Here is a 22,463-nt window from a genome sequence, read left to right as displayed (position 1 = left end):
TATCATGTCTAGAGTAGCTAATGCGCCTATAACTTTGCCATCAGGCGTTGATGTAAGAGTTGACGGCAAGCAAATGATAGTTAACGGTAAACTAGGTCAGCTTGCGTTTGATCTTTGTGATGCTGTTGATCTTGAAATCGAATCTAACGTAATTAGAGTTAAATGGGACGATAGTGTGAAAGGTGCTAAGGCTCACGCTGGTACTGCTAGAGCTTCAATTAACAACATGGTGAAAGGAGTCTCTGAGGGCTTCGTAAAAAAAATGTTGTTGGTTGGAGTCGGGTACAGGGCGCAAGTTAAAGATAATCTTTTAACGCTCTCCTTGGGTTATTCAAATCCTGTCGAATATCTAATTCCCGACGGTGTAACTGTTGAAGCGCCAACGCAAACAGAATTGCATGTGAAGAGCAATGATAAACAGAAAGTCGGCCAAGTCGCATCTGAAATCAGAGCTTTTCGTCCGCCCGAGCCTTATAAAGGTAAGGGTGTGAGAATCGCTGACGAATACGTGGCTAGAAAAGAAGCCAAAAAGAAATAGGTGAAGTGATGGATAAGAAGTCTTCAAGATTAAAAAGGGCGTTAAGACTACGCTGCAAAATAAAAAAGTTAAATGTAAATAGACTTACCATACATAGAACTTCCCAGCATATTTATGCGCAGGTTCTTAGTGCTGACGGCACGGCTACTCTTGCGGCGGCGTCTACATTGCAAGCTGACGTAAAGGCTGGTCTTAGTAATACAAGTAATATTAAGGCTGCTACCGAGGTGGGGCGTATTGTTGCTGAAAGAGCTATTGCAGCTGGTGTAACAGAGGTTGCATTTGATCGCTCTGGTTTTAAATATCATGGCCGCGTAAAAGCGTTAGCAGACGCTGCACGTGAAGCTGGCTTGAAGTTTTAGGGGAATAGCATGGCAACAGCACCATCTCAAGGTAGTACAGACGGATTGCAGGAAAAATTGGTTTCAGTAAGACGCGTTGCAAAAGTAGTAAAAGGCGGTCGGGTTTTTGGTTTCGCTGCGCTTACGGTCGTTGGCGATGGCGACGGGCGTGTTGGTTATGGCGTGTCCAAGGCGAGGGAAGTGCCTGTAGCGATTCAAAAGTCGCTTGAGCAAGCTAGAAAAAATATGCGAAAAGTAGCGTTAAAAGAAGGTACTTTACAATATTCAATTATGTCGAATACCGGTGCCGCTAAGGTTTATATGCAGCCTGCTTCAGAGGGTACCGGTATTATCGCGGGTGGCGCTATGCGTGCCGTATTTGAGGTCGTTGGCGTGCATAATGTGCTGGCTAAGTGTATCGGTACAAGTAACCCGATCAATGTTGTGCGTGCCACAATTAACGGTTTGACCGCAATGCATGATGCTAAGAAAATCGCAGCAAAGCGCGGTTTATCTGTTGATCAAATAACAGGGTAAAACGATATGAGTGGCAAAAAATTAAGCGTAATGATGACTAAAAGTAAAAATGGTCGCTTAAAGAGTCATCAGCAATGTTTGAAAGGATTGGGTCTGAGCAGAATAAGGCAGGTCGTTGAGGTTATCGATACGCCTGAAAATCGCGGAATGATCAATAAGATCGCGTACATGCTAAAAGTTGAGGAAGTTTAATGTATCTAAACACAATACAAGCTGCATGCGGCGCACGAAAAAAAGCGAAACGCGTTGGGCGGGGCATAGGATCTACTGATGGTAAAACTTGCGGTAGAGGTCATAAAGGTCAAAAGGCGCGGTCTGGAGGTTTTCATAAAGTCGGCTTTGAGGGTGGTCAGATGCCCTTACAGCGGAGACTTCCTAAAGTGGGCTTTACCTCCAGAACTAAAAAATTTACCGCTGAAGTTCGTCTAGCTGAAATTGATGTTCTTCAGGCTGATGTTGTTGATATTCAATTATTGATTAGTAATAACATCATTCCTGCATTTTCGAAAAAAGTTAAAGTAGTGAATACTGGAACTGTTTCAAGGTCTTTAATTTTAAAAGGACTCGGTGTGACGGCTGGTGCAAAATTAACTATTGAAGCTGCTGGTGGCAAAGTCGAGGCTTAAGTGAGTGCTAAAGGAGTTGATGTTTCTGCAGGCACATTTCGGTTTGGTGAGCTCAAGTCAAGATTGTTGTTTGTTTTAGGCGCATTTGTCGTATATAGAATTGGCGCTCATATCCCTGTTCCAGGGATAGATCCAAAAGCCTTATCAATAATGTTCGAGCAGCAGTCCGGTTCCATCCTAAACATGTTTAACATGTTTTCGGGGGGGGCTTTGATGCGTTTGAGCCTCTTTGCGCTAGGTATAATGCCTTACATTTCGGCTTCTATCATTATGCAGCTTATGACTATAGTCATTCCTGCTATGGAGCAGCTTAAAAAAGAGGGTGAGTCCGGGCGTAGAAAGATTTCTCAGTACACCCGTTACGGTACCGTTGTATTGGCCATGTTCCAATCGATTGGTATTTCAGTGGCCTTGCAAAACCAAACAGCCGGTGGGCTAGCTGTTGTTATCCAGCCAGGTGTTAGTTTTGTCCTTATAACCACCATAACGTTGGTTACCGGGACAATATTCCTAATGTGGCTTGGAGAGCAGGTTACGGAGAGGGGAATTGGTAATGGTATATCGCTAATTATCTTTGCCGGCATCGTGTCCGGGTTGCCTTCCGCAATCGGTGGAACACTGGAGCTTGCTCGTACTGGTGAAATGAATGGTGCGTTTATTGTTGTGTTGTTCGCGTTATCTATAGTTGTAACGGGTATTGTGGTTTTTGTTGAAAGAGGGCAAAGACGGATAACAATTAATTATCCAAAGAGACAGCAAGGCAATAAGGTGTATTCAGGACAGAGTTCGTTTCTGCCCCTTAAGTTAAATATGGCTGGCGTGATTCCACCTATTTTTGCATCGAGCATTATATTATTTCCTGCGACAATAGCGGGATGGTTCGGGAATGTCGATGGCTTTTCATGGCTTCAGGATATTTCGTCTGTGCTTTCCCCAGGTCAGCCAGTGTACGTTTTGTGTTATGCTTTGGCCATTGTGTTCTTTTGTTTCTTTTATACCGCTCTGGTCTTTAACTCAAAAGAAACCGCCGAAAACCTGAAGAAGTCAGGTGCCTATCTGCCTGGTATTAGGCCGGGTGCTCATACCACCAGTTATATCGATAAGGTAATGACTCGGCTGACGTTGATAGGTGCAGTTTACATCACGCTGATCTGTTTGTTGCCCGAGTTTTTAATTGTTTATTGGAACGTGCCGTTTTCTTTTGGTGGTACCTCTTTGCTGATTATTGTGGTTGTTGTGATGGACTTTATTTCGCAAATGCAGACGCATTTGATGTCGCAACAATATGAAGGCTTGATGAAAAAAGCTAATTTGAAAAAATCTTAAAAATTCGAGGAGTTTGCCGTGAAAGTACGAGCTTCAATAAAAGCTATATGCAAAAGTTGTAAAGTAATTAAAAGAAACGGCGTTGTGCGGGTTATCTGCAAAGATGGCAGGCATAAACAGCGTCAAGGCTAACTTGTTTTTGTGATTTATTTTGCAGGGTGATATAATTCCCTGTTTAACCTTATAGTACTGTTTTTGGAGTATTTGAATGGCTCGTATTGCCGGTATAAACGTGGCTGACCATAAGCATGCGGAGATAGCGTTGACTGCTATCTATGGAATTGGCAGGCAAACTGCTAGAAATATCTGCGATGAAGTTGGGGTTCAGCCAACCGTCAAGATTCGAGACCTTTCCGAGGATCAAGTGGAATCGATACGTAAGGTTATTTCAGCGATGACTGTCGAAGGTGATCTTCGCAGAGAAGTTTCGATGAATATAAAAAGATTAATGGATCTGGGTTGCTATCGTGGTATCAGGCACCGTCGTGGCTTGCCATTGAGAGGGCAAAGAACCAGAACAAATGCTCGGACTCGAAAAGGTCCGCGTAAGTCAGTTACTAAATAAATACATCTAGATAGGCATTTTTGATGGCAACCCAGAATCGAGTTAAAAAACGTATTAAGAAAGAAGTGGCGGACGGTATCGTTCACGTCCACGCTTCCTTTAACAATACAATCGTTACTATCACAGACAGAAAAGGTAACGCGTTATCTTGGGCAACATCTGGCGGATCCGGTTTTCGTGGCTCGCGCAAAAGCACGCCTTTCGCAGCTCAGGTAGCTGCTGAGAAAGCTGGAGCCGTGGCCCAGGAATATGGCATGAAGAATCTAGATGTTATGATAAAAGGGCCTGGCCCTGGTAGAGAATCTGCTGTTCGCTCCTTGAACAGTATGGGGTTCAAAATTTCAAATATCGTGGACGTTACTCCCATACCTCATAATGGTTGTCGCCCACCCAAAAAACGTCGTGTTTAGGATAGTGGAGTAAATTTAATGGCAAGATATCTTGGTCCTGCTTGCAAGCTGAGTCGTAGGGAAGGTACTGATTTATTTTTGAAAAGCAGAGGCAAGTCTCTGGAAAGCAAATGTAAATTGGAACAAAGACCTGGTCAACATGGTGCTAAGCGTACAAGGAATTCTGATTATGCTATGCAGCTCCGCGCCAAACAGCGCTTGCGTCGCATATACGGAGTGTTAGAAAAACAGTTCCGAAACTATTACAAAGCTGCAGATCTACAAAAGGGTGCTACCGGCCAGAACCTGCTCGATTTTTTAGAGTCTCGTTTGGATAACGTTGTTTACCGGATGGGCTACGCTGCTACTCGAGCGGAAGCTAGGCAGTTAGTCTCTCACAAAGCGATTTTGGTAAATGATAGGTTAATTAATATCCCTTCTTACCAAGTTGCTGCCGGCGACGTAATTAAGATTAGAGAAAAAGCTAAGAGCCAACAACGCATTAAAGACTCGCTGGTCGTTACTGAACAGTATGGTTTTCCGGTTTGGGTTGAAGTAAATTCGAAAGAGATGAGTGGAACATTCAAGTCTGTTCCTGACCGCGTAGATTTAGGCTCTGACATCAACGAACAGCTGGTTGTTGAGCTTTATTCTAAGTAATAAATAAGTCCAGGATTTAAATTATGCAGAGTTCTATTGTTGGCCTACTAAAGCCTAGACTTGTCGAGGTGATTAACGAATCGGCCAACCACTCGAGAATCGTTATCGAACCTCTGGAGCGCGGCTTTGGGCATTCTTTGGGCAATGCTTTGAGGCGGGTCATGCTGTCTTCAATTCCAGGTTGCGCAGTTACAGAAATTTCTATTGAGGGTGTATTGCATGAATTCACCACGATAGAGGGAGTTCAGGAGGATGTTATAGACATCATACTGAACCTTAAAAAACTAGCTGTTGTCGTTCATTCTAAGGACGAAGTAACTCTTACACTGTCAAAATCTGGCGTCGGTGTGGTAACTGCTCGGGATATTGACCTACCTCATAACGTAGAGTTGGTAAACCCCGATCTGATAATAGCTAACATCAATAATCAAGATTGTTCGCTCAACGTTAAGATTAAAGTCGAGCGAGGTAGAGGATATGTCCCTGCCAGTCTGAGGAAGGAAATGCACGACGACGCTCCTGTAGGAGTGTTAATGGTCGACGCGGCTTTTAGTCCTATAGTAAAAGTTGCTTATCATGTAGAAAGCACACGTGTCGAACAGCGCACTAACCTGGACAGGCTTGTTATCGAATTGGAGACAAACGGCACAGTCGATCCCGAACAGGCAATCAAGCTGGCTGCTTCTATTCTTCATGATCAATTATCAGTTTTTGTTGATTTCGAGAAAGTTAATGAGCAGATACATGAAGAGGTGGCGATTGAAGAAGAGTCTTTCGATCCTGTGTTGTTACGTCCTGTAGACGATTTGGAGTTGACGGTTCGTTCTGCCAACTGCCTAAAGGCAGAAAACATCTTCTATATCGGTGATCTTATTCAGCGGACTGAGGTAGAGTTGTTGAGAACACCGAATCTAGGTAAGAAATCGTTAACGGAAATTAAAGATATTCTTGCAATTAAAGGTCTGTCATTGGGTATGCGGTTGGAAAACTGGCCACCTGAAAATCTGGCTGATCAATCGCAAGCTGGAATTTGAATATAAGGCATTTGAAAAATGAGACACCGTAAATCTGGAAGACAGTTAAATAAAAATAGTAGCCACAGAAAAGCGCTATTTAGTAACATGGCTTGCTCTTTGTTTAGACACGAGTTAATCAAAACTACGTTACCAAAAGCAAAAGAGTTGCGTGTAATCGCTGAACCTTTGATTACACTATCTAAAGTCGATTCTGTTGCGAAACGTCGTCAGGCGTTCTCTAAGTTGCGTGATAGAGATGTTGTAACGAAGTTATTTAACGAGCTTGGTCCAAGATACCAATCCAGAAACGGTGGGTATTTAAGGATTATTAAATGCGGATTTCGATCTGGTGATGACGCACCTATGGCTTACGTTGAGTTGGTAGATAGGCCGGAGCCCGTTAAAACCGAGGAATAAGTACCATTAGGTATTTAAATCTATCGTTTTAGACGGCAGATTAGCTAAACAGCTAATCTGCCGTTTTTGTTTTTGTGCCCTCCGGTGTCATCTAGATTCCTAAAATACATTCCTTGGGCTGATTATTTTGTTTCTTTCTGATGTAGCTCTCATTTTTCGCTGTGCGAGGTTTTTGCTATTATCCTTGTTAATATGCGCCAACTTTCCAGTTTTTTTTGGAATGGCATTGTTGCATGCGCTGGGCTTGTGGACGGTAATCGGTGGTATATTAATCCATCTGTGGAAATATAAGGTTGAACAAGCTTTTGAAAGGTTTTTTCTGCCGTTAACCCGTTAAAGAATAAATGCGTAATACTAGGGTGAGCTAGGAAAAAGTCTGGAAAATCATTCGTAACAATACTGTTTTTGTCTATTTTCGTATCCAGACTGCTATTGTGCCTATGGCATGACTTGACTACATCCCATAGTGCTATGCCAGCTAATTTTAATGATTCGATTCTCGCTGAGTATGGGCTGGCGGGATCGATTGCCAGGAGCTCAGTTATGATAGGCCAAAAATGATTACGTGGATGTGCGTAATATTGACCAGCCTCCAGTGAAGCTTTTCCCGGAATGCTGCCAAGAATCAAAACTGTTGCATCCGGTGATGACTCCGCTGAGAAGCTTGTTATGTGGTTCATTCAGCCGGAATTTGATGGGGTCGCATTAGGCGTTTTGCAAACTTGCTAGCACTAGTTTTGTAAAATGCCCAATACGTCTAATACTCGGCAGCAATATGCGTGCTCATTGTCATGCATCAAAGATAGGCCGAGCTGGCGGCCTTGGCTGACAGTTAGATGATGCATCAATAATATAGAAGAATATTGGGTTTCCATATAATCTATGCTGGCCTTTTGATGTCCCCATGCGCCATAGTCACAATGAATAAGTCCCGCTAATTGTTTGTTGGCGTAATCTTCAAACAGTTCTACGCATTCTTCTAACGACGTTTTCCGCGAAAGATTGGCCGTTAAATCAATGACTGAGACAATTGCTGTTGGCACTCTGTAAGACATAGCTACCAGTTTGCCTTCGAGTCTCGGTAATACCAATGTCGTGGATTTACCTACGTTCGTGCTAGTTGGGATAATGGAAGACGCACATCCGCGGCCAAGTTGGGATGATGCGTGATATCCATCCAATACGCGTTGATCTGAAAGTTGCGGATGGATAGTGATGGCTCTGGCGTAATCGATGCCGATATGCTTATCAAGCACATGACAGATAGGAACCATCGCATTACCCGTGCAAGTACTGGCTGAGATGACATCATGGTGCAATGGATCGTATGCCGAATGATTTACTCCGAATACCACGCTGATGTCGCAACCGCTCACATTCCAGGTACAAAGGACTTTTTTAGCGACTTCCTGCTTTATCAAGGAACGGAAATCATGGATCGTGGCGGTGCCCGTGGCGTCAAATAATACATCAAGATCAAATTGGCGCAATACGCCGAAGCTGTCGTCATCGGGTGAGCTACGGCGCCTGTCTACCTTCTGATAGCGAACTCTTTTGCCGTCTATGATCAGGTCGTTGCCATCACAGTCCACGTTAAACGGTGGGCGGCCATAGGTGCTATCGTTTGCTAATAGGTAAGCAACGTGATCGATAGCCATTACGTCGCAGACTACGCGTATATCGAATCTGCCGCCTTTTTCTTGCGCGAAATTTCCCCTTAATACCCCGCGACCAATTCTGCCTAAACCGACGATCCCTATGTTAAGGCCCATTGTTTAAAGTCTCCGCTTTGATAGTGCTTTGCGTTAAAACGCCAATAGCGCCAGTGGTTTGGAGAGGTCGCAGGTGTTGATTTATGGTCATGGCGTTGGTTTATGTTTTTGTTTGTCAAGATTGGGAATAGCAATGCTTGAAAAACTAGAGCAACAAGCCGCCCAAGTCAAGGCAAAGTAAAATATAACGGAGGGGCTGCTTCTGTTTCGGGTGCGGTAGATTGGAGAGTCTAGCCAAATGGGCTTATTCTTATTGAGGCTCGTCTTCGGATGTCACAAATTTTTCTGATAAGCGTAACAGCACGAACAAGGCACCTGTACCGCCAGCTTTGGGAGGGGCTGAGCAAAACGCCAGGACATCTTTATGTTGGCGTAGCCAGAGATTAATATCATTTTTTAAGACTGGCTGATTGTCCGTAGAGTTGTACCCCTTGCCGTGAATGATTTGTACGCAGCGATAACCGTCTTCAACGCAATAGTGTAAAAATCGTAATAGCTGCTGTTGCGCATCGCGGCTACTTAAGCCATGTAGATCGATATCGGCATCCACGCCGTAATATCCCTTACGAAGCTTTTTGATGACGCTTTTTTGCATGCCTGGTACCAGGAAGGCTATCTTGTCTTCTTGGAACAGGGTCTCCAAACTGCCCTCAACATCTTTTTGTAAAGGATCAACCTGCTCCAGCGGCTTAAATAAGGGTATAGGCCGCGGTTTCTTGTCTGGCTTAAGAATAACGGTATTGGTGTCTATGGTCTGGACTTTACCGATCGAGTTTCGAAACAAGAGGGCATCGTCTGCGGAAGTGGTTTTTTTTGTCACGTAAGCTGCTGGTTTTGCGGTTTTTTTGCTACTATGCGGGAATTTTAAAGCGTTTCACGGCAGTATGCACATACTAATCAGCAACGACGACGGTTATTTAGCGCAAGGCATCAACACACTGGCCGAAGCTCTGCGTCAATACGCCAACGTGTCAGTTGTGGCGCCCGATAAAAACCGGAGTGCCGCAAGCAATTCTTTAACCCTGGATATGCCTTTGCGTGCTACACAATGCGAAAACGGTTTTGTCAGGGTGGATGGTACACCGACGGATTGCGTTCATCTGGCCATTACCGGGCTATTAGCGCACGAGCCCGATATGGTATTCGCCGGTATCAATCATGGCGCCAATCTCGGCGACGATGTGCTTTATTCTGGCACTGTGGCTGCGGCTACAGAAGGGCGTTTTCTTGGACTGCCTGCGGTAGCTATATCTTTGGCATCCAGCGATCCTAAACATTTCGATACGGCGGCACATGTGGCTGTGACATTAATGCAAAAAATCCTCGCTCATCCATTGCCCGAAGACACTTTGTTAAACGTCAACGTGCCTGATTTGCCGATCGCTGAATTAAAAGGTTATCAATCTACCCGACTCGGACAGCGGCACAAGGCGGAAGCAGTGATACGCTCCAAGGATCCGCGCGGGCACATTATTTATTGGGTTGGACCGCCAGGTAGCGAACAAGACGCCGGGCCGGGTACCGATTTTGATGCGATAAGAAACGGGTACGTGTCCGTAACGCCGTTACAGCTGGATTTGACGCGTTACGAACGACTAGAGGGATTGCGCGATTGGCTGGCAATGGAGGCGCGCTTATGAGTAGACGCATCCAGGGTATAGGCATGACTTCTCGGCGGACCAGAGAGCGGATGATTTCTCGGCTACGCGAGCAAGGTATCTATAACAGCAAAGTCTTGGCGGTAATGTCTGACACACCGAGGCATATTTTTGTCGACGAAGCTTTGGAGAGTCGCGCTTATGAAGATACCGCTTTGCCAATCGGCCACAATCAAACTATATCTCAGCCGTATATTGTCGCCAAAATGACGGAATTGCTATTGGAAAAAGGTCCGCTGCATAAGGTACTGGAAATTGGTACGGGTTGCGGATATCAAACCGCAATATTGTCGAAGTTGGTAGAGCAAGTATATTCGGTGGAACGGATTGCGCCGTTGATGAAAAAAGCCCGAGATACCCTATGGGAGTTGGATATTAAGACCGTGGGTTTTAAGCATAGCGATGGCGGTTGGGGTTGGCCGGAGCATGCGCCATACGATGGGATTTTAGCTGCTGCCGCGCCGGTCGAAATTCCGGAAGCCCTACTTGAGCAAATGGCGCTGGGAGGCGTGATGGTGATTCCAGTCGGGCTGGAAGGGATGCAGGAATTGCATCGGGTAACCCGCACAGAGCATGGCTTTGAGGATGAAGTGATTGAGCGCGTCAGTTTTGTGCCGTTTTTATCAGGTGTCAGTCAATAAGTTTTAATCGTTTTATCGCGCCGGTTTTGTTAGCCAATTGGCGTGTCCGGCGCGACGGTGATGAATTTGCTAGAAATTCAAATGCTGCTTACGTTTGCTGGCTATAAATCCTAATAAAGCAGAGCCGAATAACCAAACGGCGGAAGGAACCGGCACCGCGGTTACCGAAACTTGCCAGCCCACATCTTTCAGAGCGGCGAGATCGAGTTGCGTAAACACTTTGCGCGTACCGATGCGTATAGTAGGGTCCATTGCGGTTTCTTGCTCAATGCCGTTTACCGTGCTTTTGGTACCGTCTAACCAATGAACCTTATCTCCTTCCAGCGGCACATTGCTGCCATAAGCCGCTACTGCATTGGCACCGGTAAAGCCGGAGCCAGAGGCTTGATTATCCCAAGAGTCGGAACTGCCTAGACCTAATAAGTGGCCTAACTCATGCAGAGCCACCGAATAAAAATCGTTGCCGCTAAAGGCTTCTGTGGTTGAAAGATCGGCGTCGAAATACCAGTTTGCCGAACTGCTGAAGGTCAATTGGCCGCCCCATGGTGCAAAATCAGTTGCCAATGGGCCGGAGGTAGGATTTGATTGGCCGCGTTGTGCTGCATTGGTCAAAAAATCTTGGGTACCGCTGACGTTGTAACCGCCGTAGCCGCCATAGCCCAAGTTGCCGGCGCCCATGGTCTGTCCGCCGACAAACACCGTGAGTGTGTCGGCTGCTACACTGAAATTGCTTAATGTAGTCTCGGCGCCAGTATCCGGGCGATTAAATACCGCGCTGAAATTATTGGCACCGCCGGATGATATAGCTGTCAAGCTGTCGGTCAAGATGCTTCCCAAAAAGCCGCCGGCGGCGTCCAGGATGTCTCGTCTACTTGTGTTGCTGCCGGAGAAAAAGCCGCCATCGTAGGTATAGTCAAAATTGATGACGACAGCGTCAGCTGATTGGCTGGCGGCCAGCAACAAGACGCCGGCGAATGCGGATGGTTTAATAAGCATGAATTTAACTCGCTCAAGTTGGTTAATAATTGCTGCGGTTAGCTCGGTCTTGATTTAGATTCGAGCACTGTGCAGCGCTAGTTCTTGTTCTCGGTGGGCGCATTCAGTAATGCAATGCACTGATGATTGCCGTAGGCGAAAAGTAACATCGCAAATATTCGCCAGGCAAGCATTTTATTCGAAACACGTCGAAAAATTGTTCTTTGCTGAAATTTATTACACTTGGCAACCGCTGCTTGAATAGTGCTAACTAGAAAAACGAGAGTGTTCGATCAGAAAGCCGACTAAAATAGGCGCGCCGCTAGCTAGCTTGCTTGAATACTTGGCAGGCTGCTCTTCATAATTAGAATAAACATACTAAGTACTTTTGAAAAACAACGCTGCTACTTATTCGGTCGGAATCGACCTAGGCACGACCCATACCGTGGTCGCCTACTCCGACATCCACGATCCTGCGAAAGCAATTCACTTGTTCGAGATTCCTCAGCTGATCGCGCCAGGGGAGGTGAATGCCAAGCCGTTATTACCATCGGTCCGTTACCATCCTGCGCCTGGCGAAATCACGGTCGAGGACGGATTTTTGACTCAGGAAAATGGCGCCGTGCTTGGTGAAGCGGCGCGCTTGCTGGGAGCCAAGTCGCAAGGCCGTTTGGTTACCAGCGCCAAGAGTTGGTTGTCGCACACCGCCGTCGATCACAGTGCGGCTATTTTGCCTTGGGGGAGCGACGAATCGGTTTTTAAAGTCTCGCCGCTGGAAGCCAGTGCTAGTTACTTGCGACATGTCTGTTCCGTTTGGGAGCAGCGTTTTCCCTCTGCGCCACTTGCTCAGCAGGAAGTTGTGATTACGGTGCCGGCGTCCTTCGACGAGTCCGCGCGATCCTTGACCCTGGAAGCTGCAAAGATGGCCGGTTTGAACGGCGTTAGGTTGCTGGAAGAGCCGCAAGCAGTTTGTTACGACTGGCTGCGCCGGCATGCCGGTACCATCAAATCCAGTCTGGCCGATAGTCGGTTATTGCTGGTTTGCGATGTCGGTGGTGGTACTACCGATTTGACGTTGATCAAGATTGAGCAGGGTCTAGATGAGCCGCGGCTGACGCGCATAGGTGTCGGCGACCACTTGATGTTGGGTGGCGACAATATTGATCTGGCTCTGGCGCATTTAGCGGAAAGCCGCTTGCGAGCCGGGGACAAAAAACTCTCTACCGCTGATTTATCGCAATTGCTGGAGCAATGTCGGATTGCCAAGGAATTGCTATTGGCTGAAGATGCACCGGAACACGTTGCTGTAACCTTATTGGGCGGCGGTTCCAGGTTGATTGGCGGCACTAAAAGCACCACGCTAAGCAAAGAGGAGGTTAAGCAAATTGCCTTGGATGGCTTTTTGCCCCTATCCGGTTTGCAAGAACTGCCGGATAGGAAACGTAGCGGCGTAGTGGAGTTTGGTTTGCCATACGCGGCGGAGCCGGCTATCAGTAAGCATATAGCCGCCTTTTTGCAGTTGCATGCGCAAGCGGCACAAACTGCGTTGGGTAGCACGGGCGCAGAGCATCAAATAGTTCCCGATGCATTATTGTTGAACGGCGGCGTGTTTCGTAGTTCGGCCATGGTGCAACGTCTAATCGATTTATTAGCTGGGTGGCGTTGCGGGCAAGCGCCATTATTGCTGGAAAATAGTCATCCGGAATTGGCGGTGGCTTACGGTGCGGTAAGTTATGCAGTTGCCCGCCGCGAGAAGAAGTTGAAAATCGGCGGCGGTGCGGCGCGTAGTTATTTTCTGCTTGTTGATGCCACGGTCAAAAGTAGTGACGGTAAGCAAGGCGGTCGTGGCGTTTGTATCCTGCCGAAAGGTAGCGAGGAAGGCCATGAGATTTTGTTAAGTGATCGGCAATTCGCTCTCCGAGTGGGACAACCGGTACGGTTTCATTTGTTATCCAGTAGCGGAGACGGTACTTACCAGCCAGGCGAAATAGTCGAACTCGATGACGAGCGGTTTCACAGTCTGCCGCCGCTGGCAGTGGCATTCGAAGGCCAGCTGAAAACCGAAATTGCGGTGCAATTGCTGGCGACATATACCGAAGTCGGTACTTTGCAATTGCAGTGCGTCGCGGTGGCAGACTCCAACCAGCGTTGGGATGTAGAGTTTCAAATTCGCAAAAAAAACCAGACATCCATCAATGCCGAATTACCGAGTCAATTGCCACAAGCGCTGGAGAAAGTCCAGGCCGTATTCGGTGCCAAATCCAAACAAGTCGACCCGCATGCGGTAAAAACCTTACGCGCCGAGTTGGAAAAAGTTCTCGCCGCACCGCGCGGCGACTGGCAAACCCCGCTGTTGCGCGAGTTGTTTACGGCCTTATTGGAAGGCAGTAAATATCGGCGGCGGAGCGAACAGCACGAACGCCTCTGGTTAAGTCTGGCCGGCTTTTGCCTGCGGCCCGGTTTCGGTTATCCACTCGACGACTGGCGGGTAGAGCAACTCTGGAAGCTGTATTCGGAAGGGCTGCAATTCGTTAACGAAAAGCAAAACTGGGCCGAGTGGTGGACTTTATGGCGGCGCGTTGCCGGTGGCCTGGGTGCGGATGCTCAACATCGTATCTTTAACGACATCGCCAAATTCATCAATCCGGCTGCCGCGCGCCAGCCGGGTGTCGGCAAGCAACTGGCGACACGCGGTTACGAAGATATGGTGCGACTGGCGGCGGCACTAGAGCGGTTGAGCCTTGTCGATAAAATTCAATTGGGCAATTGGCTGTTAAAGCGCCTGGAAAAAGCCGGAGAGCCTGAGCAGAGTTGGTGGGCGGTCGGACGTATCGGTGGGCGGATTCTGTTTCACGGCAACAATCATCAGGTCATTCCAGCGGAGACTGCCGAAATCTGGCTGAAACAGCTATTGAAAGCTGATTGGAAAAAGCTAACCCAGGCCGGCTTTGCCGCCACCTTGTTGGCTAGACGCTGCGACGACCGGGCTCGGGATATCGACGATAGCCTGAGAGCGCAGGTGATCGACAAGCTAAAACAAGCTAAATCCCCTGTGTCGTGGATAGACATGGTTGCCGAATTCAAACAACTGGATGAACAACAGGAAAAGCAAGTCTTCGGCGAAGCGCTGCCGCCGGGCTTGAAACTAATTGTTTAATGCTAAGCTTTGTGATGCCGATATAACAATCAATAGCGGCACGTTACCTGAACCGGTTATTGGCATAGAAATCGCTTTATCCAGTTCAATAGCGGTTTTTCACTCTGAAAGCACATTAAACGACAAAAACATGGCAGACAAATACGGCATAGACAGTCATAAACTGGTGTATCACCCGCAGCGGGTGGCGCAATGGTTGGATGGCAGGCACGATTGGCAGCAAGCGAAAGCCGTGTATCCTATCTACATGGAGGTCTCTCCGGTAGGTGCCTGTAATCACCGCTGCACGTTTTGCGCAGTGGATTACATCGGTTATAAAGCGCAGCGTCTGGATGTCAAAATTTTGGCGGAGCGTTTGACTGAGATGGGTAGGCTTGGTGTGAAAAGCATCATGTACGCCGGCGAAGGCGAGCCTATGCTGCACAAGGAGATTAATGACATCGTCAAATGGACTTTCGACGCCGGTATCGATGTGTCTTTCACCACCAACGGCACCTTGATGAATCAACGTTTTGTCGAGCAATCCTTGCCGCTGGTGTCATGGATTAAAGTATCGCTAAATGCCGGTAGTGCTGAAAATTACGCGGCCATCCATCAAACCAAGGCATCCGATTTTGACCTGGTGCTCAATAATCTACGCCGCGCGGTCGAACACAAAAAAGCCCAGCAATTATCCTGCGCTCTGGGAGCACAAATTTTATTGTTGCCGGAAAATCAACATGAAGTGACCACGCTGGCAAGCATTTGCCGCGAAATCGGTTTGGATTATCTGGTCGTCAAACCGTACTCCCAGCATTTATTCAGCGAAACCCGCCGCTACGAAAGCCTGCGTTACGACAATCTGTTAGGAATGGCCGAGGAACTGGCCCAATTCAACGGCGACGACTTTAACGTGGTATTTCGGGAACAGACCATGAAAAACTACAGCCAGTCGGAAACCGAGCGTTACAAAACCTGCCACGCCACGCCTTATTTTTGGGGCTATATCATGGCTGACGGCGAAGTCTACGGCTGCAGTGCCTATCTCACCGATCAACGCTTTGCTTACGGCAATATCCATCAGCAGTCCTTCCAGGACATCTGGCAAGGCGACAAACGCCGGCAAAACTGGCAATACATCACCCAGGAACTGGATATCAGCCAATGCCGCAAAAACTGCCGGATGGAATCGGTGAATCAATATTTGGACAAACTCACGGCAAACCAGCCGGCCCACATCAACTTTATCTAGGACAGACGCATGAAAGTATTGGTTACCGGCGGCGCGGGATTCATCGGCAGTCATTTGAGTCGTGAGCTATGGCGGCAAGGCCACCAGGTCAACGTGATCGACAGTCTGGTGGGCGGTCGCAAAGAAACCATCGCTGATTTACTCGGTCAGGAGCGTTTTGAATTTCATCAGGCCGATATTCGTGACGCCGAAACCATCGCGCCATTATTTGCAGGCATCGACTGGGTGTTCCACTTAGCCGGTCTAGCCGACATCGTGCCGTCCATCGAGCAGCCGCGCGCCTACTACGAAACCAATGTCAGCGGCACTTTCAATGTGTTGGAAGCGGCGCGTGCCGCCGGTATCAAGCGATTTATCTATGCGGCTTCGTCGTCCTGTTACGGCATCCCAGATCAATTTCCCACGCCGGAATCCGCGCCAGTTCAGCCACAGTATCCTTACGCTTTAACCAAATACTTGGGTGAGGAGCTAGTGATGCACTGGGCACAGCTCTATGACTTGCCTGCTGTGTCGCTGCGCTTATTCAACGTCTACGGCCCGCATGCTCGCACTACCGGCGCTTACGGCGCTGTGTTCGGGGTGTTTCTGGCGCAAAAGATTAACGGTAAACCCTTTACCGTGGTCGGCGACGGCAGCCAGACCCGTGATTTTACTTATGTCACCGATGTCGCCAACGCCTTTATCGCCGCAGCGGAATCCGAACTGCGCGGTGAGATCATGAATGTTGGTAGCGGCGGTACCTACAGTGTCAATCAATTGGTGGGACTGCTGGGCGGCGTTATCGAATATATTCCCAAACGGCCCGGCGAGCCCGATTGTACCTTTGCCGATACCCGTAAAATCAAGGCAAAACTTGGTTGGCAACCGCTGGTTAGTTTCGAGCAGGGCGTGGCTAATATGCTGGCGCACATCGATTACTGGCAAAACGCGCCACTGTGGACCTCGGCTTCTATCGCTGACGCTACTGCGGGCTGGTTTAAGTACTTGGACAAATAGGGAGAAGCCCATGGCTATCGGACAAGCGGCAGCGGATTTTGCAAACTTGCTGGATCACAGCATATTTACCAGCGCTGACGGTAATTCGTTGGATGGAGAATCGGTGATACAGCAATTGCTTGCCGAGTTTGCCAGAGTCCGCGACCAGCAGGCTAAGATCATGGTGCTGGGCAACGGTGGCAGCGCGGCGATTGCCAGTCATGTGATTACCGACTTGCGGAATGTTGGCGGCTTGTGCGCCTTGACCTTGCACGAAGCCGCGCCTTTGACTTGTTTTACCAATGATTTCGGTTACGAGCAGGCCTTCGCCAAACAAATTACCGCATTCGCGAATCCGGACGATTTATTGATCGCAATCAGCAGTTCCGGGCAATCCTTGAATATCGTCAATGCGGTGCAGGCTGCCAATGCCAAAGGCTTGCCGGTCATGACCCTAAGTGGTTTTAAGGCCGATAATCCTTTGCGTAAGCTTGGCCGCTGGAATTGCTGGCTGGATAGCAGTCATTACGGCATGGTCGAGTTGGGGCATCTCTTCGTGTTGCACCATATTACCGATCATCTGCTCAGGAAATAAGCTCATGTCCACGGAAAAAATTGTCTCCATCGAACAACTGGCAAAACGTGCCGCCGAGTTGAAAGGCCAAGGCAAAACGGTGGCTTTATGTCACGGCACCTTCGATTTATTGCATATCGGCCATATTCGCCACCTGCAAAGTGGCGCGCGGCAGGCTGATGCCTTGCTGGTTAGTGTTACTGCCGACGAATACGTCAATAAAGGCCCTGGGCGGCCGGTGTTCAACCAGTATTTGCGTGCTGAAAACATAGCGGCACTGGCTTGCGTCGATAGTGTGGCGATCAACCATGCGATTACCGCCGTGGAAGTATTGGATCAGGTGAAGCCTGATTTATATGTGAAGGGTAGCGATTACAAAAGCACCAGCGACGATCTGACCGGCAATATCCAGCACGAAAAAGACGCTGTGGAACGGCACGGCGGCAAGATCTACTTTACCGATGAACTGACATCCAGTTCGACGCGATTATTGAACGAATATTTTGAGGTGTTTTCCCCGGAAATCTCCGCGTACCTGGATCAATTCAAGGAAACTGTCGGCGCCAACGAGATTATCGATAAACTCAAGGCCTTGAGCGGATTGAACGTATTGGTGGTGGGCGAAGCGATAGTCGACGAATACCATTACACCTCGCCCCTGGGGCAGACCGGCAAGGGCAATGTGTTTTCGGTGAAATACAACGACTACGAACGCTTTGCCGGTGGCGCGATAGCGGTGGCGAATCACGTCGCGGAATTTGCCCACAACGTCACTTTGCTGTCGGGTTTGGGCGCCACCAAAAGTCACGAAGATTTCATCCGTACCAATCTGAACCCGGCGATTGATCCGGTGTTCTTCTTCAGTCAGGATCGGCCGACGATCGTGAAGCGACGTTATGTCGATGCCGACATCGCTAAGTTATTTGAAGTGTATTTTTATAACGATGCGCCCTTGCCGGAGGAAACCAATCGCAAGATCGTGGCTTGGCTGGAAAAGCATTTGCGCGATTACGATGTGGTGATCGTGCCGGATTTTGGGAATGGCTTCATCTCCAATCAAATGGTGGCGGCCTTGTCCAAAGGCGCTAAATATTTGGCGGTGAACGCGCAGGTCAATAGTGGCAATCGGGGTTACCACTTAATCACGCGTTATCCGAACGCGGATTTCTTGTCGTTAAACGAACCGGAATTACGATTGGCGAGCCACGATAGAGGTGGGGCCATCGAGGAATTGGCCAGCCAGTTGGCCGACAAATTAAACGCCAACCACATCGCCATCACCCGCGGTACTAAAGGCGCGTTAATGCTGGATCACGCTAAAACGGCATACAAGATTCCCGCTTTGTCGTCCAAAGTGGTGGATCGGATCGGTGCCGGCGATGCTTTTCTGTCCGTGGCGGGTTTATGTTTGGGTGGCGGACTGTCGCCGGAGCAAGCCTTGTTTGCCGGCAGTGCCGCCGCCGCGCTGGATGTGCAAATTGTCTGTAACCGCGAACCGGTGCGGGCAGTGGCTTTATTCAAATACATTACCACCTTGTTGAAATGACAGTTATGAGTCCCGCATCGGCCGACTTGAAGCACCTGTATTATCAAATGCTGCGCATCCGCCGCGCTGAGGAAGCGATTGCTCGGCGCTATGCCGAGCAGCAAATGCGTTGTCCCACCCATCTATGTATTGGCGAAGAAGCGATTGCAGTGGGGGTTTGCGCGCATTTGACGGTTCAAGACAAGGTGTTCAGCAATCATCGCGGCCATGGTCACTATTTGGCCAAAGGCGGCGATCTGCCGCGCCTGTTGGCGGAGTTGTACGGTTTTGCCGAAGGCTGCTGTGGTGGCCGGGGTGGCTCCATGCATCTGACCGACCTGGACGCCGGCTTTGTTGCGTCCACGCCTATCGTCGGTGGCACCGTCCCATTGGCCGCCGGTTATGCCTGGGCCGAGCAGATCAAAAAATCCGGCGCCGCACAGGGATGTGCCAGGGTCGCGGGAGGCAGGACGCCGGAAGCGACCAACGTGGTGGTGATTTTCTTCGGCGATGGTTGCTTTGAAGAAGGGGTGATGCACGAAACCCTGAATTTTGCGGTGCTTAAACAACTGCCCTTGCTATTTATCTGCGAGAACAACCAATATTCGGTGATGACGCCATTGGCGGAGCGCCAGCCCAAACGCGATATTTATAAAATAGCCGCTGCCCACGGTTTACACGCAGTTAGCGGCGACGGTAATCGGGTTGATGAGGTCTATGAACTGGCGCAAGCGGCTGTTGCCAACGCCCGAAATGGATTGGGGCCGCAGTTTTTGGAATTGCATACCCATCGCTGGCCGGAACACTGCGGACCTAACGAAGATGACGACTTAGGTTATCGCAACCCAGGCGAATTGGCGGCTTGGAAATTACGCTGCCCGTTATTGCAAACCCGGCAGATGTTAGTTGAAACGCAAGTGAGCAACGACGCCGAGCTAGCGCAAATGGAAACACAGTTGGCCGAAGAAATCGAGCAAGCCTTTGCCTGGGCTTTGCAAGGTACTCGTCCCACTGTAGATAGCATGAGGCGCCATTTGTATGCGTGAAGTAAAGATGATGTCTTACGGCGAGGCGATCCGCGAAGCTTTAGACGATGCTTTGGCCAAATTCCCGGAGATGCTATTGATCGGCGAGGGCGTACCAGATCCAAAAACCATCTTTGGCACCACCCAGGGCTTAAGGGAAAAGTACGGTGCCGAGCGGGTGCTGGATATGCCGCTAGCTGAGAATGGCATGACCGGCATCTGCATCGGCGCAGCCCTGGCGGGTATGCGGCCGGTGCTGGTGCATCAACGTATCGATTTTGCCTTGCTGTCGGTCGATCAGTTGGTCAATAACGCCGCGAAGTGGCATTACATGTTCGACGGCCAACAAAACGTACCCTTGGTGATTCGCGTGATCATCGGCCGCGGCTGGGGGCAGGGGCCGCAGCACTCGCAAAGTCTGCAAGCCATGTTCGCGCAAGTGCCGGGCTTGAAAGTGGTGATGCCGACCACCGCCGGCGATGCCTACCACTTTATGTTGGCGGCAATTGCCGATAACAATCCGGTGCTGTTTATCGAACATCGCTGGTTGCATCACATCATTGGCGAGGTGGATAAACAGGCGCCGGCGGCTGGCTTGGACGGCGCGGCGGTAATGCGCGAAGGCCGGGATGTGACGTTGGCGGCGTTCTCGCACATGAGTATTGAAGCCTTGAAGGCGGCAACGACACTGGCCGAACACGGCATTGATGCCGAAGTATTGGATATGCGATGCGTCAGTGCGTTGGACGTAGAGAGTGTTGCCGCATCGCTGGCTAAAACCGGCGGTAAATTGTTAATAGCGGATTGCGCGCCGGAAATGGCGTCGAGCGGCCATCAGTTGCTATCTAAGCTCGTGTTGGCGCACGGGGATAGCCTGAAGCAAGCGCCGCGCTTGATTGTTTATCCTAATCACCCGGTACCGACCTCGCATTTTGTCGCGAATCACTATTATCCGGGAGCCGAGCAGATCGCCAGTGTCGTACTGGAAATGCTAGGTCGATCAGAATTAACAGCCTCGGTAATCGGCGCTTTGCAGTCCGATTTGCCCAAAGATCAACCCGACCGCAGCTTCGTCGGCCCGTTTTAACGAAAAAGAGCATCAGACCATGGCAAAAATTGAACAAACCAATCGCTTCGGCAACAGCGCCGTGACCGATATACCCGACAACGTGCCCATGTTCAGCCAACCCGGACATAAATTGCGCACGTCCAATAACATCGTGGACCGCAGCGCCTTGTCGAGCGACTATCAGGTGATCGACACCAGCCAGTTGGCTAAATTGCCAGGCCAGAAATTACAAAGCATTTCCCACGACGATCAAGAAGGCATCATCCGCCTGGAAGCGGGCAGTGAGCAGGAACAGCACGTTCCCAACCAGTTTACTGGCCCCAGTTTCCGCACCCAGCGAGAACGGTTTCGTTTCGACGGTCACAAAATGATGCACCATTTAGACAGAGTGCAGGCTTGGCAAAACGGCCAACGTTTTGCGCCGGTGCATATCGATATGGGGTTGACCAAGTTTTGCAATACCGCCTGCCTGTATTGCTACGCCGTGGTACAGAACATGACCAAGGGCACCATGATAGGCCGGGATGCTTTGCTGAATTTTGTCCGTGATTGCGGCAAGTTGGGTGTGCGCTCCTTGGGCTTTATCGGCGATGGCGAACCGACGCTGAATCCAACCCTCTACGATGCCACAGTGCTGGCCGGCGAACTGGGCATAGACACCGCGATGGCCACCAATGGTTTGTTATTGGATATGGATCGGGCTCACGACTTACTGAAAAACATGAGTTACATCCGCTTCAATCTATCCGCCGGTACCCCTGAAGGTTTTCGGCGGGTGCATCAATCCAAAGAAGTCAATTTTCATTTGCTGATCGACAAGATCCGCGAACTGGTGAAAATCAAGAAAGAAAACAATTACAAATGCACGCTGGGCTTGCAGATGGTGCTAATCCCGGAATGCTTTGATGAGGTATTGGCCGAGGCTAAACTGGGTGCCGAATTGGGTGTGGATTATTTCGTGATCAAGCATTGTTCAGATTCAGAATACAAGGAAATCGGTATCGATTACGACGCCTATCTAAAAATCGGCGATACCCTGAAACAAGCTGAGGCGCTGAGTAATGACACCTACGTGGTTCAAGCCAAATGGAACAAGATCAACGCTGCCGGTGAAACAAATCTTTATAAGGACGGCTACCGCAAATACGACCAATGTTTCGGCACGCCGTTTTTATTGCAGATTTCCGGTAACGGCAAAATTTATCCTTGTGGACCGTTTTTCAATAAAGAGCGCTTTTACATCGGCGATCTACATACCGACTCTTTTTACGATTTGGTAGCTACCAGCGAACGCTACTGGCAGGTACATACAGACGTCGCCGAGTCGGTGGATGTGCATAAAGATTGCGCCATCGGTTGCCGGCAGGATTATGTGAACAAGTTTCTGTGGGATTTAAAAAATCCGCCTGAACATATCAATTTTATTTGATCGACCCGGACGCTCTG

Annotated in this window: 26 protein-coding genes; 22 read left to right on the top strand and 4 right to left on the bottom strand. The window is 49.1% G+C overall.

Translation table 11 applies throughout. The features are described from left to right. Positions 1–4 precede the first annotated feature (4 nt). The 12 genes from rplF to rplQ all read left to right on the top strand — a co-directional run bounded on the left by rplF (position 5) and on the right by rplQ (position 6,415). Positions 5–538 carry a 50S ribosomal protein L6 gene (gene rplF / locus ACR64Q_RS16780; RefSeq protein WP_026147172.1) on the top strand — a complete coding sequence of 178 codons (534 nt, stop codon included), beginning with the start codon at positions 5–7 and terminating at the stop codon, positions 536–538. An 8-nt stretch (positions 539–546) separates the two neighbouring features. Then, positions 547–900 (top strand): 50S ribosomal protein L18, encoded by a 354-nt coding sequence (gene rplR, locus ACR64Q_RS16775; protein WP_020484816.1) that lies wholly within the window; start codon positions 547–549, stop codon positions 898–900. Positions 901–909: 9 nt separating this feature from the next. Next, positions 910–1,416 carry a 30S ribosomal protein S5 gene (gene rpsE / locus ACR64Q_RS16770; RefSeq protein ID WP_020484817.1) on the top strand — a complete coding sequence of 169 codons (507 nt, stop codon included), beginning with the start codon at positions 910–912 and terminating at the stop codon, positions 1,414–1,416. A gap of 6 nt (positions 1,417–1,422) precedes the next feature. After that, positions 1,423–1,608: a 50S ribosomal protein L30 gene (gene rpmD, locus ACR64Q_RS16765; protein WP_020484818.1), complete on the top strand. Its 186-nt coding sequence runs from the start codon at positions 1,423–1,425 to the stop codon at positions 1,606–1,608. Then, a complete protein-coding gene (gene rplO / locus ACR64Q_RS16760) occupies positions 1,608–2,042 on the top strand; it encodes a 50S ribosomal protein L15 (RefSeq protein WP_026602114.1) in 435 nt (144 codons plus the stop codon). Before rpmD ends, rplO begins: the two co-directional genes overlap by 1 nt. Further along, complete coding sequence (secY, locus tag ACR64Q_RS16755) at positions 2,043–3,368, top strand: preprotein translocase subunit SecY (protein ID WP_026602113.1); 1,326 nt, start codon at positions 2,043–2,045, stop codon at positions 3,366–3,368. Positions 3,369–3,386: 18 nt separating this feature from the next. Then, a complete protein-coding gene (gene rpmJ, locus ACR64Q_RS16750) occupies positions 3,387–3,500 on the top strand; it encodes a 50S ribosomal protein L36 (RefSeq protein ID WP_081607976.1) in 114 nt (37 codons plus the stop codon). Positions 3,501–3,576: 76 nt separating this feature from the next. Further along, positions 3,577–3,933: a 30S ribosomal protein S13 gene (rpsM, locus tag ACR64Q_RS16745; protein ID WP_020484821.1), complete on the top strand. Its 357-nt coding sequence runs from the start codon at positions 3,577–3,579 to the stop codon at positions 3,931–3,933. Positions 3,934–3,956: 23 nt separating this feature from the next. Further along, complete coding sequence (gene rpsK, locus ACR64Q_RS16740) at positions 3,957–4,343, top strand: 30S ribosomal protein S11 (protein WP_020484822.1); 387 nt, start codon at positions 3,957–3,959, stop codon at positions 4,341–4,343. Positions 4,344–4,361: 18 nt separating this feature from the next. Then, the gene (gene rpsD / locus ACR64Q_RS16735; RefSeq protein ID WP_026602112.1) at positions 4,362–4,982 is read left to right on the top strand and encodes a 30S ribosomal protein S4; all 621 of its coding nucleotides are present in this window, start codon (positions 4,362–4,364) and stop codon (positions 4,980–4,982) included. A 23-nt stretch (positions 4,983–5,005) separates the two neighbouring features. Beyond that, positions 5,006–6,016 (top strand): DNA-directed RNA polymerase subunit alpha, encoded by a 1,011-nt coding sequence (locus tag ACR64Q_RS16730; protein WP_026602111.1) that lies wholly within the window; start codon positions 5,006–5,008, stop codon positions 6,014–6,016. 18 nt (positions 6,017–6,034) lie between these two features. Beyond that, positions 6,035–6,415 (top strand): 50S ribosomal protein L17, encoded by a 381-nt coding sequence (gene rplQ / locus ACR64Q_RS16725; protein ID WP_020484825.1) that lies wholly within the window; start codon positions 6,035–6,037, stop codon positions 6,413–6,415. Between the two features lie 149 nt (positions 6,416–6,564). On the opposite strand, the gene ACR64Q_RS16720 is transcribed toward rplQ, so the two are convergent. From ACR64Q_RS16720 to ACR64Q_RS16710, 3 genes are all read right to left on the bottom strand, one after another. Further along, positions 6,565–7,095 carry a DNA-deoxyinosine glycosylase gene (locus ACR64Q_RS16720; protein WP_081733790.1) on the bottom strand — a complete coding sequence of 177 codons (531 nt, stop codon included), beginning with the start codon at positions 7,093–7,095 and terminating at the stop codon, positions 6,565–6,567. A gap of 51 nt (positions 7,096–7,146) precedes the next feature. Beyond that, entirely contained in the window at positions 7,147–8,187 is a 1,041-nt protein-coding gene (locus tag ACR64Q_RS16715) for a glyceraldehyde 3-phosphate dehydrogenase NAD-binding domain-containing protein (RefSeq protein WP_026602109.1), read from the bottom strand. Positions 8,188–8,437: 250 nt separating this feature from the next. Then, positions 8,438–9,007, bottom strand: a complete 570-nt coding sequence (locus tag ACR64Q_RS16710; RefSeq protein WP_026602108.1) for a Smr/MutS family protein — start codon at positions 9,005–9,007, stop codon at positions 8,438–8,440. Positions 9,008–9,071: 64 nt separating this feature from the next. Between ACR64Q_RS16710 and surE the strand changes: the two genes are divergently transcribed. Together surE and ACR64Q_RS16700 are read left to right on the top strand one after the other, a co-directional pair. Further along, positions 9,072–9,827 carry a 5'/3'-nucleotidase SurE gene (gene surE, locus ACR64Q_RS16705; protein WP_026602107.1) on the top strand — a complete coding sequence of 252 codons (756 nt, stop codon included), beginning with the start codon at positions 9,072–9,074 and terminating at the stop codon, positions 9,825–9,827. Continuing rightward, positions 9,824–10,486, top strand: a complete 663-nt coding sequence (locus ACR64Q_RS16700; protein WP_036275871.1) for a protein-L-isoaspartate(D-aspartate) O-methyltransferase — start codon at positions 9,824–9,826, stop codon at positions 10,484–10,486. Before surE ends, ACR64Q_RS16700 begins: the two co-directional genes overlap by 4 nt. A 69-nt stretch (positions 10,487–10,555) precedes the next feature. Here the strand turns inward: ACR64Q_RS16700 and ACR64Q_RS16695 are convergent, their stop codons facing one another. Beyond that, entirely contained in the window at positions 10,556–11,482 is a 927-nt protein-coding gene (locus tag ACR64Q_RS16695; RefSeq protein WP_026602105.1) for a matrixin family metalloprotease, read from the bottom strand. A 367-nt stretch (positions 11,483–11,849) separates the two neighbouring features. Between ACR64Q_RS16695 and ACR64Q_RS16690 the strand changes: the two genes are divergently transcribed. The 8 genes from ACR64Q_RS16690 (at position 11,850) to ACR64Q_RS16655 (ending at position 22,446) form a co-directional block, all read left to right on the top strand. Continuing rightward, complete coding sequence (locus ACR64Q_RS16690; RefSeq protein ID WP_313732485.1) at positions 11,850–14,618, top strand: Hsp70 family protein; 2,769 nt, start codon at positions 11,850–11,852, stop codon at positions 14,616–14,618. Between the two features lie 130 nt (positions 14,619–14,748). Then, positions 14,749–15,849, top strand: coding sequence for a radical SAM protein (locus ACR64Q_RS16685; protein ID WP_313732484.1), 1,101 nt, complete (start codon positions 14,749–14,751; stop codon positions 15,847–15,849). A 9-nt stretch (positions 15,850–15,858) separates the two neighbouring features. Continuing rightward, positions 15,859–16,845 (top strand): SDR family oxidoreductase, encoded by a 987-nt coding sequence (locus tag ACR64Q_RS16680; RefSeq protein ID WP_313732483.1) that lies wholly within the window; start codon positions 15,859–15,861, stop codon positions 16,843–16,845. Between the two features lie 10 nt (positions 16,846–16,855). Further along, a complete protein-coding gene (locus ACR64Q_RS16675; protein ID WP_313732482.1) occupies positions 16,856–17,419 on the top strand; it encodes an SIS domain-containing protein in 564 nt (187 codons plus the stop codon). A 4-nt stretch (positions 17,420–17,423) separates the two neighbouring features. Then, positions 17,424–18,944 (top strand): PfkB family carbohydrate kinase, encoded by a 1,521-nt coding sequence (locus ACR64Q_RS16670; RefSeq protein ID WP_313732481.1) that lies wholly within the window; start codon positions 17,424–17,426, stop codon positions 18,942–18,944. A gap of 5 nt (positions 18,945–18,949) precedes the next feature. Continuing rightward, on the top strand, positions 18,950–19,969 hold the full coding sequence (locus ACR64Q_RS16665) for a thiamine pyrophosphate-dependent dehydrogenase E1 component subunit alpha (protein ID WP_313732480.1): 1,020 nt from the start codon (positions 18,950–18,952) through the stop codon (positions 19,967–19,969). After that, entirely contained in the window at positions 19,962–21,035 is a 1,074-nt protein-coding gene (locus tag ACR64Q_RS16660) for an alpha-ketoacid dehydrogenase subunit beta (protein WP_313732479.1), read from the top strand. The genes ACR64Q_RS16665 and ACR64Q_RS16660 overlap by 8 nt, the downstream gene beginning before the upstream one ends. 19 nt (positions 21,036–21,054) lie before the next feature. After that, a complete protein-coding gene (locus ACR64Q_RS16655; protein WP_313732478.1) occupies positions 21,055–22,446 on the top strand; it encodes a radical SAM/SPASM domain-containing protein in 1,392 nt (463 codons plus the stop codon). The last annotated feature ends 17 nt before the right edge of the window (positions 22,447–22,463 follow it).

It is taken from the genome of Methylomonas sp. 2F7, assembly GCF_057126975.1.
This window is presented reverse-complemented; position numbering and strand designations above follow the sequence as displayed.

What these genes read in the sequence shown, in the direction of transcription:
- rpsK (WP_020484822.1), top strand. Translation starts at nt 3,957, where the DNA reads ATGGCAACCCAGAATCGAGTTAAAAAACGTATTAAGAAAGAAGTGGCG.
- surE (WP_026602107.1), top strand. Translation starts at nt 9,072, where the DNA reads ATGCACATACTAATCAGCAACGACGACGGTTATTTAGCGCAAGGCATC.
- ACR64Q_RS16730 (WP_026602111.1), top strand. Translation starts at nt 5,006, where the DNA reads ATGCAGAGTTCTATTGTTGGCCTACTAAAGCCTAGACTTGTCGAGGTG.
- rplF (WP_026147172.1), top strand. Translation starts at nt 5, where the DNA reads ATGTCTAGAGTAGCTAATGCGCCTATAACTTTGCCATCAGGCGTTGAT.
- rpsM (WP_020484821.1), top strand. Translation starts at nt 3,577, where the DNA reads ATGGCTCGTATTGCCGGTATAAACGTGGCTGACCATAAGCATGCGGAG.
- ACR64Q_RS16655 (WP_313732478.1), top strand. Translation starts at nt 21,055, where the DNA reads ATGGCAAAAATTGAACAAACCAATCGCTTCGGCAACAGCGCCGTGACC.
- ACR64Q_RS16715 (WP_026602109.1), bottom strand. Translation starts at nt 8,187, where the DNA reads ATGGGCCTTAACATAGGGATCGTCGGTTTAGGCAGAATTGGTCGCGGG.
- rpmD (WP_020484818.1), top strand. Translation starts at nt 1,423, where the DNA reads ATGAGTGGCAAAAAATTAAGCGTAATGATGACTAAAAGTAAAAATGGT.
- ACR64Q_RS16685 (WP_313732484.1), top strand. Translation starts at nt 14,749, where the DNA reads ATGGCAGACAAATACGGCATAGACAGTCATAAACTGGTGTATCACCCG.
- ACR64Q_RS16680 (WP_313732483.1), top strand. Translation starts at nt 15,859, where the DNA reads ATGAAAGTATTGGTTACCGGCGGCGCGGGATTCATCGGCAGTCATTTG.
- ACR64Q_RS16660 (WP_313732479.1), top strand. Translation starts at nt 19,962, where the DNA reads ATGCGTGAAGTAAAGATGATGTCTTACGGCGAGGCGATCCGCGAAGCT.
- ACR64Q_RS16670 (WP_313732481.1), top strand. Translation starts at nt 17,424, where the DNA reads ATGTCCACGGAAAAAATTGTCTCCATCGAACAACTGGCAAAACGTGCC.
- rplQ (WP_020484825.1), top strand. Translation starts at nt 6,035, where the DNA reads ATGAGACACCGTAAATCTGGAAGACAGTTAAATAAAAATAGTAGCCAC.
- rplO (WP_026602114.1), top strand. Translation starts at nt 1,608, where the DNA reads ATGTATCTAAACACAATACAAGCTGCATGCGGCGCACGAAAAAAAGCG.
- ACR64Q_RS16700 (WP_036275871.1), top strand. Translation starts at nt 9,824, where the DNA reads ATGAGTAGACGCATCCAGGGTATAGGCATGACTTCTCGGCGGACCAGA.
- ACR64Q_RS16665 (WP_313732480.1), top strand. Translation starts at nt 18,950, where the DNA reads ATGAGTCCCGCATCGGCCGACTTGAAGCACCTGTATTATCAAATGCTG.
- ACR64Q_RS16720 (WP_081733790.1), bottom strand. Translation starts at nt 7,095, where the DNA reads ATGAACCACATAACAAGCTTCTCAGCGGAGTCATCACCGGATGCAACA.
- rpsD (WP_026602112.1), top strand. Translation starts at nt 4,362, where the DNA reads ATGGCAAGATATCTTGGTCCTGCTTGCAAGCTGAGTCGTAGGGAAGGT.
- rpsE (WP_020484817.1), top strand. Translation starts at nt 910, where the DNA reads ATGGCAACAGCACCATCTCAAGGTAGTACAGACGGATTGCAGGAAAAA.
- ACR64Q_RS16695 (WP_026602105.1), bottom strand. Translation starts at nt 11,482, where the DNA reads ATGCTTATTAAACCATCCGCATTCGCCGGCGTCTTGTTGCTGGCCGCC.
- ACR64Q_RS16675 (WP_313732482.1), top strand. Translation starts at nt 16,856, where the DNA reads ATGGCTATCGGACAAGCGGCAGCGGATTTTGCAAACTTGCTGGATCAC.
- rplR (WP_020484816.1), top strand. Translation starts at nt 547, where the DNA reads ATGGATAAGAAGTCTTCAAGATTAAAAAGGGCGTTAAGACTACGCTGC.